Source organism: Streptosporangium sandarakinum, assembly GCF_050942225.1.
GTDB classification, from domain to species: domain Bacteria; phylum Actinomycetota; class Actinomycetes; order Streptosporangiales; family Streptosporangiaceae; genus Streptosporangium; species Streptosporangium nondiastaticum.
In genome coordinates, this window is sequence record NZ_CP192034.1 from 3,003,624 (window position 1) to 3,016,823 (window position 13,200).

Genomic DNA, 13,200 nt, shown 5'->3' on the forward strand with positions numbered 1-13,200 from the left:
CTAACAGGGGGGCGGGCTCGCCGTGACGATGGCGCTCACGCCCCTCGCGAAAGACGAGCTCGCGAGGGGCGCGTCGGCGACTGGACTGACGAGTGCCGGGAGCGTGGCGACCAGAGCGAGGAGGGAAGGAGCCGACTCCGGGCGCCCCGAGCCGCGGCGCGCAGCGCCGCCATCGACACAGCCGCCATCAACACAGCACGACTAGCCGGCGTCGGCGACCTTCTGGATCGCGCCGAGCACCTGGGCGGGGTCACCGGTGACGGCGTTGCCGACCGTCTGCTTCATCTGCGTGTTCACCTCGGACCACTTGGGGTCGGTGAACGGGTAGAAGGTGGCGTTGGGCAGCGCGGTGAGGAACGGCTTGAGCTTCTCGTCGGAGGAGAGCTTCTCGATGCCCGACGTGGTCACCGGCAGCAGCTTGTAGGTGTCGCTGATCTTCTGCACGGCCGAGGAGGAGTAGAAGAAGTCGAAGAACTTCTTGATCTCCTCCTTGTGGCCGTTCTTGTTGAAGGCCATGATCCAGTCCATGACGCCGAGGGTGGTGTCCAGCGGACCGGTCTTGCCGGCGATCGGGGTCACGCCGAAGTTCGTCAGGCCGCCCTTCTCGAAGATCGGGATGGACATGGGGCCGCCGTTGACCATGCCGACCTTGCCCGCGGCGAAGTCCTCCCAGACCTTCTTGCGGTCCTTGGTGCCGGGGTTGGGCGTGGTGAGGCCGGCGTCGACCATGCCCTTGAGGAAGGTGAACGCCTCGACGTTCTGCGGGGAGTTCACCGTCCACTTGCCGGAGGCGTCCTTGTAGCCGCCGCCGTTGCCCATGAACCACAGGAACGACTCGGCCTGCGCCTCCTCCTGGCCGAGCGGCAGGCCGAACGGCTGGGACACCCCGGCCTTCTTCAGCTTCTCGGCGTCGGCCTTGAGCTCGTCCCAGGTCTTGGGCGGATCGGAGATCCCGGCCTTGGCGAAGAGGTCCTTGTTGTAGAACAGGGCGCGGGCGGAGGAGACGAACGGGATGCCGTAGGCGGTGCCGTCCACCTTGCCGTAGTCGGCGAACTTCGTCAGCAGGTCGGACTGCGTCTGGGGGGAGAGGACCTCGTCGGTCTTGTACAGCAGGCCGTCCTTGACGAAGCCGGAGTAGTCGCCGGTCTGCAGGATGTCGGGCACCTGCCCGTTCTGCACCATGGTCGCGACCTGCTTGTCGATGTCGTTCCAGTTGATGACCTGGACATCGACCTTGATCTTGGGGTTGGCGGCCTGGAACTCGTCGACGACGCCCTTCCAGAACTTGTCGCCGCCGTCCGGCGAGCTGGGACCGCCGCCGTAGTCGGCGGCGACGAGCTTCAGCGTCACCGAACCGTCGGCCGCCTTCTCGCCGCCGCCCTCGCCACTGCCCGAGCCGCAGGCGGACAGGGCCAGCGCGGCCGCCACGCCGGCGCCGGCCACGCCGATGATCCTCTTGTTCATGTCATAACCACCTTGGAAATGGGGGGCTGGTCCGTACCGGCTGGGAGGGGCGAGCAGGCGCCCCTCGCGTACGGCTCCGCCAAGGTAAACCGGAATCGGGGGGCCGGTCTATACCAGCAAGTATCGAATTCACAACGAGGCGGTACGGCTACGCCGACTGGTCTATACCGGAGAGGCTCGCCGGGCGAGGGGTCGGCGTGAGGCGGAGCGCGACCGGACGGGCCACTCGGCGGGCCCGGACGGGCGCTCGTGTCTTAGGAGCGCGGCCGAGATCCCATACGGCGGTCCCCGTGGCGGCCGGCCATGACGGCATCTCGCCGGGAGGGGACGCCTCGTTTGACGCGAAGAGGTGCTTCCCGCACACTGAAAAAGCCATACGGGACGGACCGTCCCGTTTTATGGCGCCGATGATCGGGCCGCGCGGGGACGCGGCGGAAATCTGCGAGGAGAGTGACCGGTGACGGACGCCGATGTGATCGTTGTGGGGGCCGGGCCGACCGGCCTCATGCTGGCGATCGAACTGCGCTTGGCCGGGGTGCGGCCGCTGGTGCTGGAGCGGCACCCGCACCGCCGCGACACCCCCAAGGCCGGTGGCCTCGGCGGGCAGATCCTGGAGCTGCTGCGCTACCGGGGCCTGCTGGAACGGTTCCAGGCGGCCTGCCCCGGCCCCGTCCCGGCGCCCCGGTTCCCGTTCGGCGGGGTGCACCTGGACTTCACCCATCTGGCGGATCCCCCGATGCACGCGCTACCGCTGCCGCAGCAGCTGCTGGAGCGGCTGCTCGACGAACGCGCCGCCGAGCTCGGCGTCGAAATCCGTCGCGGGCACGAGGCGACCGGGGTGAGCCAGGACGACGTCGCGGTGACCGTGGACGTGCGCGGCCCGGATGGTCCGTACCGGGTGAGCGCCCGCCACCTGGTGGGGTGCGACGGCGCGCGCAGCCGGGTTCGGGACCGGGCCGGCATTCCGTTCCCCGGCGTCACCTATCCGGAGGTCAACCGGCTGGCCCAGGTCACCCTGCCCGACACGGTGACCGTACTGGACAACGGCGACCTCGACGTCCCCGGCTTCGGCACCGTCCACGCGGGGTTCACCCGCACCGACCGGGGCCTCTTCGGGCTCGGCTCCTCGCCCGGCGCCCGGAGCGTCTCCCTCTACACCATCGAGGACGAGAGCGTCGAGTACGACGACGACGTCCCGATGACGCTGACCGAACTGCAGGACAGCGTCCACCGCGTGCTCGGCGCGCACCTGCCCCTGGCCGGATCGACACGGCTGTCGCGCTTCACCTTCAAGGCCCGCCAGGCCGAGCGCTACCGGGCCGGGCGCATCATGGTGGCCGGTGATGCGGCGCACCTGTTCCCCGCCACCGGGGTGGCGCTCAACGCCGGCCTGCTGGACGCGGTCAACCTGGCCTGGAAGCTGGCCGCCGACGTCCAGGGCTGGGCGCCGGCCGGCCTGCTGGACACCTACCACGACGAACGCCACCTCGCCGGTGCCCGCACCATGCTGCACACCCGGGCCCAGGTGGCGCTGCGGCGCGGGCACGACGCGGCCGCCGAGGCGCTGCGGGAGGTGTTCTCCGAACTGCTGCTCGACGAGCAGCCGCTGCGCCGCATGGGAGCGCTCGTCGCCGGAACCGACGTCCGCTACCCCATGCCCGGCTCGGGCCTCCATCCGCTGGCCGGAACCTTCGCCCCCGACCTCACCCTGCACACCGACCGGGGAATCACCGGCGTCGCCGAACTCCTGCATCCCGCCCGGCCCGTCCTCCTCGACCTCGCAGGCCGCCCGGACCTGCGCGAGACCGCCCGCGACTGGGAGCGGCGCGTCGATGTCCACACCGCCAAGACCGATGACCGCCCGGCCGACGTCCTGCTGATCCGCCCGGACGCCCACATCGCCTGGGCCGCGGCCGTCGACGAACCCGCCGAAACCGCCGCGCCCGCGCTGCGCGAAGCGCTCTCCGGCTGGTTCGGCATGCCCTGAAACGGTCGCCCGCGGCCGTCCGGCGGGTGGCGGCGACGCCATCCACCGCGGTGCGGGCGCGCGGACGTGACCGGCGCGCGTGGCCGGGTGTGCGATCAGGCGGCGGTGAGGCGGCGCCGGGTGACGCTCATGCACCGCACCGCGCCGTACAGCTGCACGAGCGCCAGCGCGTCGCTCACCAGCGTGGCGGCCGTCCCGTAGCCGGTGAGGCCGGCCGAGCTGTACGAGCCGTACGTCAGGGCCAGCGACAGCACGCCGATCGTCGGCAGCATGACCCAGACCAGTGTGGCGAGCGACCGGACGACGAGCCGCGGCCGGCGGATCCTGCGCAGTCCCCGGCCGAGCGCGAACAGCGCGAGCCCGCCGGCCACGCCGACGGCCACCTGGATGAGGTCCACGGCACGGGCGACCGGCCCGAACCACCCCGGCCTGGAGGCGTAGCCGGCCAGGTCACCGGGGAAGAACTTCCAGATCATGCTCCACATGAGGCAGGTGAGCGGCACGCTGACGAAGAGCAGGGCGGCCAGCCTGCGGCCCGCCGAGACCGCAAGCTGCTCCTGGTAGGCCGGGGCGATCTCGCCGATCTCGCCGAACTCCTCGACGGCGACCCGCTCGGCCTCGGCCCGGTCCAGACCGCCGTCCTCCAGCACCTCGGCGGTGTCGATCAGGCTGTCGCGCGCCTCGGTGACCATGTCCCGCTTGGGGCCGGACGGGCCCTTGAGGGCGCGGCCGAGCCGGGTCACGTAGTCGTCGATGACTCCGGCGTTCGCCATCCTTGCTCCATCGTGGTCTTCGGTGCGTTCCCGTCCGGGGAACGGCAGAGCTGTACATGGTCCATCCTGGCCCTAGATCCGGGGATGCGCATCAGGGGTGACCCTGGAATGTCCCGGAAGGTCCTTCTGAGGCGGCGCGGGGACGGGCCGGTGCGCGGCGTGCGACGCCGAGCCCGCCAGCAGGCTCGCGGCCGTGACGGCGGTGACCAGCGCGAGCCATCCCATGATCCGGTTCATCCGCGGGCCGTTCCCGCCCGGAGCCCAGCGCGGCCCGAGCAGCCAGCGGGCGGGTGCCGCGACGGTGACGCGGCGCATCCCCAGCGCCCCGAGGGCGAGGCCGGAGGTCAGGGCGCGGCGGCGTGGCCACCGGCGCGTCGCGAGGCGCACGCCGCGCGGGGCGGCGGCGGGGGCGCAGCCGGTCAGCCGGAGCCGTTCGGGGCGGTGGACCCCGGTGAGGCCACCGGCGCCGAGGTCCACCCGGACCAGCTCCAGCGCCTCGGCGTCCAGCCCGCGCAGTGAGGTCACCCGGCTGGTCAGGGGAGTACGCGGCGACCTCGTCCGGTCCGGCCCGCGCGGCGAGGCCAGCCGGGCCGCGCCGTACCCCGCGACCGTCCGCCGCGCGGTCGCGCCCCGCTCGCCGTTCCCGTCGCGTCCCGGGTTCCCGCCGGACCGGACGCGCCCCTCGATCCTGGCCGGGCCGAGCAGCGTCGCGCCGGTGAGGTCGGCCTCGGCGCCGTCGAGCCGTACGGCCAGCCGCCCGGCCGCCCGCAGGCGCCGCAGGTCCACCCGGCAGCCGGCGACCGCGACGTCCAGGCCGCCGCCCGCCCACGCCCCGGCGAGGGACAGGCCGCGGCCCGCCGAGGCGGGGGTCAGGGAGCCGCCCTCCCGGAACCGCGCCCCCTCGAACCCGGCCAGCCCGCCGAACTCCGCCCTGCGGAACGACACCGCCCGGCCGAACCGGCACCCGCGGAAGACGGCGTCCCCGGCGAACCGGGCGCCGTCGAAGCTGGTGAAGCCGTGCAGTTCGGCGCCTTCGAAGGAGACGGTGCGGCCGAACGCGGCGGCGCCGAACAGCGCGTCCCGGCCCGCCGAGACCCGGTCGAACGCCGCGTGCCCGGCGACGGAGACGCCGTGCAGGGACAGTTCCCTGGTGAACCCGGCCCCGCGGAAGGAGACGTTCCCGGTGAAGCGAGCGTCCACGAACGAGGCGAGGTGGTGGAAGCGCGCGTGGTCGAAGGTGGCGTCCCCGCCGAAGACGACGCCGCCGAACCTCGCGTCCCCGGTGAGGACCGCCCGGTCGAACCTGGTCCGGCCCGGACGCCCGCGCGTGGCGTCCAGGATCCGTTCCAGCAGGTGCGGCTCCACCCGGGTGCCCCGGAGGTCGACGGGGGAGCCGGGGGAGAGGCCGCCGAGGACCCCGGTCAGCTCGGCGTCGTCCAGGTGGGCCAGGCAGCGTCCGTAGGGCTGCCGCGCCGATCCGGTGCATCCGGGGAGGGCGGTGCAGGTGGTCCAGCCCAGGTCCAGGCTTCTCATGACCGACTCATACCCATGAAGGCGGTCAAAGCGAGATCTACGGCAAAGTGCGCCACGATCCCTGCCGGATAATCTCCGCAAAGTATCGAGATTATGTAATTTCACCCTCTATCTACTTATAAGTAAGTGTGGAGCGATACATAGGGCTTTACGCTCCCGGTCATGCGTCCTTCAACCAGAGTGGCCGCCGCCCTCGCGGCCGGCGGCCTCGCCGTGTCCGGCCTGGCGGTCCTGACCTCCGCCCCGGCCCTGGCCGCGCCGGGCACCGTCGTCATCAGCCAGGTCTACGGCGGTGGCGGCGGCAGCGGCGCGCCGTACGCCAACGACTTCGTCGAGCTGTTCAACCGCGGCTCCGCGGCCGTCTCGCTGGACGGCTGGTCCGTGCAGTACGGCAGCGCCACCGGAACCGGCACCTTCGGCGCCAACTCGCCCGTCCCGCTGGCCGGCACGCTGGCACCCGGTCAGTACCACCTCGTCCGGCTCGCCGGCGGCTCCACCGGCGCCGCGCTGCCCGACCCCGACGGCACCGGCACGATCAACCTGAGCGCCGGCTCCGGCAAGGTCGTCCTGGTCCGCTCGGCCGAGGGCCTGGCCTGCAACGGCGGCTCCGTCCCCTGCACCGCCGAGCAGACGGCGCTGATCGCCGACCTCGTCGGGTACGGCACCGCCAACTACTTCGAGGGCGCCGCCCCGGCCCCGGCCCTCTCCGCCACGCTCGCCGGGCTGCGCGGCGACCACGGCTGCGCCGACACCGACGCCAACGCCGCCGACGTGGCCACCGGCGCCCCCGCGCCGCGCAACCGGGCGACCACCCCGGCGCCCTGCGGCGACCCCGGCCCCACCCCGACGGCGACTCCCACGGCGACCCCGACCGTGACTCCGACGGCTACCCCGACGGCGGAGCCGTGTGACCTCCCGGCCACCCACCAGATCGCCGAGGTGCAGGGCAGCGGCGACGTCAGCCCGCTGGCCGGCAAGACCGTCCGCGTCGAGGGCGTCGTGACCGGCGACTTCCAGGGGGCCGACCAGCTCGGCGGGTTCTTCCTCCAGGACCCGACCCCCGACGACGACCCCGCCACCTCCGACGGCCTCTACGCCTACGCCCGCGCCTCCCTCAAGGACGTCAAGCCCGGTGACCGGGTGCTGGTCACCGGCAAGGTCGTGGAGTACAACGGCTGGACCGAACTGTCGCCGGTCACCGCCGTGGACGTCTGCGGCACCGGCAGTGTGCAGCCGGCCCCGCAGGACCTGCCGCTGCCCGAGGGGAAGACCTTCGAGCCGCTCGAGAGCATGCTCGTCACCTTCCCGGAGAAGCTGACCCTCACCGACCACTACAACCTGGGCCGCTACGGCGAGGTCACCGTCTCCGCCGAGGGCCGGGTGTTCCAGCCGACCGACCGGCCGGGCGCGGACCCCGCCCGCGACGCCCGCCGCAGCCTGCTCGTGGACGACGGCTCCACCAAGGAGAACCCGGCCGTCATCCCCTACACCGACCCGCAGGTCGTCCGCCTCGGTGACACCGCCACCGGCGTCACCGGCGTGCTGGGCTACGGCTTCGGCGTCTACCGCCTCCAGCCGACCGCGCCGATCGAGTTCGCCCGGACCGACCCGCGCCAGGCCGAGCCGTCCCCGGTGCGCGGGAACGTCAAGGTGGCCAGCTTCAACACCCTCAACTGGTTCACCACCCTGAAGTCGCGCGGCGCCACCACCGCCGTGGAGCAGCGGCGCCAGCTCGCCAAGCTGGTCGCCGCCCTCAAGGGGATGGACGCCGACGTGGTGGGCCTGATGGAGGTCCAGAACAACGGCCAGACCGCCGTCCAGGCACTGGTCGACGCGCTCAACGCCGAGGTCGGCGCGGGCACCTACGCGGCGCTCGCCCACCCCAACCCCGGCACCGACCTGATCCACGTGACGGCGATCTACAAGCCGGCCAGGCTCAAGCCCGTCGGCCCCGCCCTCTCCTCCACCGACCCGGTCTACCGGCGGCCCCCGCTGATCCAGACGTTCCGCCGGGTCCAGGGCGGCCAGCCGTTCACGCTCATCGTCAACCACTTCAAGTCCAAGGGCTGCGACGAGGACGCCACCGGGCCCGACGCCGACACCGGCGACGGCCAGGGCTGCTACAACGGCGAGCGGATCCGCCAGGCGAAGGCGACGCTGGCCCTGATCGACAGCCTCGACCTGCCCAACCCGCTGGTGCTCGGCGACCTCAACGCCTACGGCGAGGAGGACCCGATCCACACGCTGGAGGCCGGCAAGCTGGCCAGCGTGACCAAGAAGTTCATCCCCGAGACCGACCGCTACAGCTACCTCTACAACGGCATGCTCGGAGAGCTGGACCACGCTCTGGCCGGAAAGAGCCTGCTCAAGCGCGTCACCGGCGCGACGATCTGGCACATCAACTCCGACGAGAGCCGCATGCTCGACTACAACACGGAGTACAACCCGCCGAGCCTCTACCGGCCGGACGCGTTCCGCTCCTCCGACCACGACCCGGTGATCATCGGACTGGACCTGCCCGGCGGAAAGCCCTGACCGCGGACGCCCCCGGCCGGAGGCCCTGACCGCGGACCCGCCCGGTGGGCGGTCCCGGCCGCGGGCGTCGCCGGCGGTGTGTCCGGCCGGCGACCGGAAAAGACCGCGCCGCCTTCCTCCGGGGAGGCGGCGCGGTGCCGTGTCCGGCCGTCTCCGCCCGGATCAGACGGCCTCCGGCCGTTCCGATCGCGTCTGTTTTCAGCGTGTCCGCCGGAGGATGCCGGTCCTGCCGTCAGGCCCCCGCCGGGCGGGCCGGCGAGCGGGTCCGCCGCACCGCGGAGGGTGTGGTGACGCCGGATATCCGGGCCCGGTCTCAGCGGGCGGAGCCTGCCGTTCTGGATCTCGAATCGACGCTAAGGTTTGGACGATCTATAACTCTTGGTTCATATGGGGCGAATGTGACTACGGGGTCGGGCAACCAGCAGTATCCGCCACATCCGCAGTGGCAAGGGCCCGCGCAGTGGCAGCCGGGCGGGCCGCCTCCCGATTCCCCCGCGCCGCAGCAGTCCTCGCCCGCCGCGCCGCAGCCGCAGGTCACGGGCGGACCCGCACCGGTCCGGTGGGACGACCGGCCCCCGTACGGGCAGCCGTCCACGCCGTCCATGCCGTACGGGCAGCCGCCCACACCGTACGGACAACCGTCCATGCCGCCCGGGCAGCCGCCCACACCGTACGGACAACCGTCCATGCCGCCCGGGCAGCCGCCCACACCGTACGGACAACCGTCCATGCCGCCCGGGCAGCCCGCACAGCAGCCGTATCCGCAATGCCAGGGACCCCAGGATCGGCAGCCGGGCGGGCAGCAGCCGCCGGTACCCCCGGCGCCGCCGCGCCGCCGCAGAACGTGGCTGTGGATCACCCTCGCCGTGCTCGCCGTCCTGGTGACGGTCGGGGCCGGGGTCGTGGTGGGCACGGTGCTGAACGCCGGCGACGGCTACGTTCCGCTCGCCGAGGAGACGGCCCCCGCCGACCCGAACTCCGTGGCGGTGACCAAGAAGGACATCGAGGGGATGCTGAAAGCGCACACCGCGGCGCTGAACGACGGCGACCTCAAGGCGTACACCGGGATCTTCGACCAGCGGAACACGGCGCTGCTCCGGCAGCAGACCATGCTCTTCAACAACCTGCGCAAGCTGCCGCTCTCCCAGATGTCCTACCAGACCCTGACCCAGGAAGGGCGCGCCCAGGACAGCTTCGGCCGGGGGGTGAAGTTCAGCCTCGACGTCGCCTTCGTCCACCGGTTCGACGGGACCGACCTGCGCACGGTCACCGAGTGGTACCGCTGGACGGTCACCAGGCAGAAGGCCGGTGCCCCGCTGGTGGTCACCAAGGTGGGCGGCGCCCCGGCGCCGGTCGCCGTGGGTTCCAAGACCGTCTACTACCCCGGGCCGTGGGACGTCTGGCCCGAGGTCACCGTCGTCAAGACTCCCCGCGTGACCGTCCTGGCCCCGCCGCAGCTCGCCGCCGAAGCGAAGCGGGTGGCCCCGATCGCCGAGCAGTCCGCGCGGACCGCCCTCGGCTGGCTGGCGCAGAACGGCGTGCAGGGCGAGTCGGTGCCCAAGGGCTTCGTGACGGCGCTGGTCAAGGGCCATGACCAGCTCGGCAATCTGTTCCGCAAGGAGAAGGCCCCCGAGTCCGGGGTCTCCATCCCGATGCCCGCCTGGGGTATGTCCGGCGAGATGATCATCGGCGCCACCCGGGTCGTGATGGACACCGGCTCACCCTTCTTCGAGACCACCGGTGGCATCGGGGAGATCTTCCGCCACGAGTTCACGCACTCGGCGCTGGCCAGTCTGGACGGCGGCAAAGGCGGCTTCCTCCGGCTCGACAACTGGGTGGTCGAGGGGTTCGCCGAATACTCGGCCAACCGGGGCAGGCCCATCACCGCCAACCTCCGCTACGAGGAGGGCCGCGCCTATCTGGCCGGACGGCTCTCCCAGCAGTTCACCGGCCGCATCCCGGACAACATCCTCTGGGACGTCAAGGGCATGACCAGCGTGAACTACCTGATGGGCCACCTCGCCATGCAGCTGATCGCGGAGAGGTACGGCGAGCCCAAGCTCGTGGAGTTCGTGACCGCCTGCTACCACGACGGCAAGCCCGAGGACGCGCTGCAGAAGGTCCTGGGCATCGGAAAGGACCGGTTCCAGCAGCAATGGGCCGACTACGTCCGCAGCCGGCTCGGCTGACGGGGAGAGAGAACAGATGACCGACGACCGCAACGTCCCGCAGGGGTGGCCGCATCCGCCGCAGCAGGCCGGAGGGTACGGCGGGCAGCCCGGCGCCCCGGGGGCGCCGGCGCCCTGGCCGCAGGGGGCGTCGCCGTACCCGCCGCAGCAGACCGGAGGGCACGGCGGGCAGCCGTATCCGTTGAGCCAGGCGCACCCGCAGCCCGGCGCGCCGTACCAGCCGGGACCGCCGCAGGGCGGGCCGTACCCCCAGGACCCTGGCTCGTACCCGCAGGGCCCCGGGTCGTATCCGCAGGGCCCCGGGTCGTACCCGCAGGGTCCCGGCGGATCGCAGCCCGGCGGAGCGCAGCCGCAGGGAACGCCGTACCCGCCGGGCCGGCCGCAGGGCGGGCAGCCGTACCCGCAGCCCGGCCCGCAGCCCGGCGCGCCGTATCAACCGGGACCGCCGCAGGGCCCCGGGGCGTACCCGCAGCCGGACCCCGGACCGTACCAGGCTCCCCAGCCGCAGGGCGCGCACCCCGCCCCGCCGCTCGCCGGGCGGAGGACCGGCAGGACCGTGCTCTTCGTGGCACTCGGCCTCGTCGCGCTGCTCGGCATCGGCGCCGGCACCGCCTGGTTCGTCTCCGGCGGGTTCGGGGCCGGAGAGGAGTTGCGGGCGGGGGACTGGCAGGTCCCCTTCACCACGGCCGGCACCGAGGTCATCGGCACCGACGCCTCGATCGCCTTCGGCGCCTGGATGAGCGACACCGCCGTCGTCCGGGCGCAGAAGGACGGCGTGCTCGCCTACGACCTGAAGACCGGCAAGCGGGTCTGGGGCACGCCCGCCCCCGGCGCGCAGCTCTGCGGGGCCACCCCCGGCATCGTCGGCGGCCGGGGCGTCGTGGCCTACGGCACCACCCTGAAGGTCTGCAACCACCTGGCGGGTATCGACGCCAAGACCGGCAAGCTGCTGTGGAAGACCACGATCCCGGCGAAGGCGTCGGGGGCGAACATGAAGAGCATCGAGGCCCCCGGCCTCATGCTCGCCGGTGACCTGGCGATCGTGCGGACCGCCGGGCAGGTGTCGGCCTACAATCCCGCGGACGGGAAGAAGATGTGGACGTCCGCGTCCTCGCAGGCGTGCTCGACCGAGGACGCCGCCGCCTCGCCCAGGCAGGTGGTCGTCACCCTGCGCTGCATGCAGGGCGGTGCCCGCGTCGTCGTGCTCGACGCACGGACCGGCCAGTACCGGGGAGAGCACCGGATCGCCGACGACTACGGCGTTCCCGACGCCCTGATCTCGGCGGACCCGCCGTTGGCGGTGTGGAGCGGCGGGGATCGCGCCACGATCCTCGTGCTGGACGGCAAGGGGGGCAAACTCCGCCAGTTCGAGACCGACGAGAAGGTCGACCTGCTGAAGCTCAACGGCACCATCTACATCGAGGGCGGTCACCGGGAGCTCCGTACGGCGGTGCGCGGCGACACCCTCTACCTGGCCACCTTCCCGGTGAACACCGAGGGCGGCGGGATCAGCCGCGACGACGTCGTGGCCTTCGACCTGAAGACGGGCCGCAAACTGTGGAAGTCATCGGGGACCGGGGCGAACATGCTCACCTTCGTCGACACCGGGACCGCCGGGGACAAGGGCCTGCTGGTCATGGAGGAGGGCGGCCGGAACGAGCCGGCCCCCAGACTGACCAGGATCGACCCGGCCACCGGCAAGGCGACGCCGGCCGCCGAGCTGCCGCAGAAGGCAGGCGGGGAGTCGCGGGACGCCCACATCTACTACCGCGGCGATACGCTGGTGATCATGCCTTTCCAGTCGATCACCGCCCGCTCCGCGGTCACCGTGCTGCGCGTCGAGGCGGAGTAGGCCGTGCTCATGGCGACGCTGGCGCGTCGCGGCTCGGGGGCTGTGTTCATGGCGACGCTGGCGCGTCGCGGCTCGGGGGCTCTTGCCCGGTGTCTTCCCTCGTCACTTCGTCGCTTCGCTCCTGCGTTCCTCAGTCCAGACATCGGCGCCCCCTCGCTGTGTTCATGGCGACGCTGCGCGTCGCGGCTCGGGGGCTCTTGTCCGGTGTCTTCCCTCGTCACTTCGTCGCTTCGCTCCTGCGTTCCTCAGTCCAGACACCGGCGCCCCCTCGCGGCTCTCCTCGATTCAGACACCGGCGCCCCCTCGCGGTTCGCTCCTCGGGGCCGGGCGGCCTTCCTGGCCGGGTGCGGTGACGGAGCGCGACGGCGGCCGCCATGGAATGTCCGGCGGGGGGTAGGTGGTTATGGGAGCCGTACAGACGTGAACGACAAGAGGAGCCACCGGTGGCGACCATCGAGGTAACCGAGCAGAACTTCAACGAGATCGCCGACGACGGGATCGTCCTGCTGGACTTCTGGGCGGCCTGGTGCGGGCCGTGCCGCACGTTCGGCCCGATCTTCGAGAAGTCGTCGGAGAAGCACACCGACATCAAGTTCGGCAAGATCGACACCGAGGCGCAGCAGGGGCTGGCCCAGGGCTTCGAGATCACCTCGATCCCGACGATCATGGCCATCCGCGACGGCATCGTCGTCTTCGCCCAGCCCGGGGCGCTGCCGGAGCCGGCCCTCGAAGACCTGATCGGTCAGGTCCGCGCCCTCGACATGGACGCGATCCGGGCCGAGCTGGCCAAGGAGATGGGCGCCCAGGAAGGCTGAGGCCCCCGAACCACGAGAACCCCGCGCCGTGAACGGCCGCGGGGCTCTCATC

Annotated in this window: 8 protein-coding genes; 5 read left to right on the top strand and 3 right to left on the bottom strand. The window is 72.2% G+C overall.

All coding sequences use genetic code 11. The features are described from left to right. Positions 1 to 201: 201 nt before the first annotated feature. Complete coding sequence (locus tag ACQP10_RS13875; protein ID WP_433541482.1) at positions 202 to 1,464, bottom strand: extracellular solute-binding protein; 1,263 nt, start codon at positions 1,462 to 1,464, stop codon at positions 202 to 204. Between the two features lie 457 nt (positions 1,465 to 1,921). Here ACQP10_RS13875 and ACQP10_RS13880 point away from each other — a divergent pair, with 457 nt between their 5' ends. Then, a complete protein-coding gene (locus ACQP10_RS13880; RefSeq protein WP_433541483.1) occupies positions 1,922 to 3,451 on the top strand; it encodes an FAD-dependent monooxygenase in 1,530 nt (509 codons plus the stop codon). 95 nt (positions 3,452 to 3,546) lie between these two features. Here ACQP10_RS13880 and ACQP10_RS13885 read toward each other — a convergent pair whose 3' ends face one another. Then, positions 3,547 to 4,224, bottom strand: a complete 678-nt coding sequence (locus ACQP10_RS13885) for a permease prefix domain 1-containing protein (protein ID WP_433541484.1) — start codon at positions 4,222 to 4,224, stop codon at positions 3,547 to 3,549. Between the two features lie 72 nt (positions 4,225 to 4,296). Then, on the bottom strand, positions 4,297 to 5,757 hold the full coding sequence (locus ACQP10_RS13890; protein WP_433541485.1) for a pentapeptide repeat-containing protein: 1,461 nt from the start codon (positions 5,755 to 5,757) through the stop codon (positions 4,297 to 4,299). A gap of 162 nt (positions 5,758 to 5,919) precedes the next feature. Between ACQP10_RS13890 and ACQP10_RS13895 the strand changes: the two genes are divergently transcribed. From ACQP10_RS13895 to trxA, 4 genes are all read left to right on the top strand, one after another. Continuing rightward, complete coding sequence (locus tag ACQP10_RS13895) at positions 5,920 to 8,292, top strand: ExeM/NucH family extracellular endonuclease (protein WP_433541486.1); 2,373 nt, start codon at positions 5,920 to 5,922, stop codon at positions 8,290 to 8,292. 728 nt (positions 8,293 to 9,020) lie between these two features. Further along, a complete protein-coding gene (locus ACQP10_RS13900) occupies positions 9,021 to 10,481 on the top strand; it encodes a hypothetical protein (protein WP_433541487.1) in 1,461 nt (486 codons plus the stop codon). Between the two features lie 16 nt (positions 10,482 to 10,497). Continuing rightward, positions 10,498 to 12,333 carry a PQQ-binding-like beta-propeller repeat protein gene (locus ACQP10_RS13905; RefSeq protein ID WP_433541488.1) on the top strand — a complete coding sequence of 612 codons (1,836 nt, stop codon included), beginning with the start codon at positions 10,498 to 10,500 and terminating at the stop codon, positions 12,331 to 12,333. Between the two features lie 443 nt (positions 12,334 to 12,776). Then, positions 12,777 to 13,148, top strand: a complete 372-nt coding sequence (trxA, locus tag ACQP10_RS13910; protein WP_179818142.1) for a thioredoxin — start codon at positions 12,777 to 12,779, stop codon at positions 13,146 to 13,148. Positions 13,149 to 13,200 lie beyond the last annotated feature (52 nt).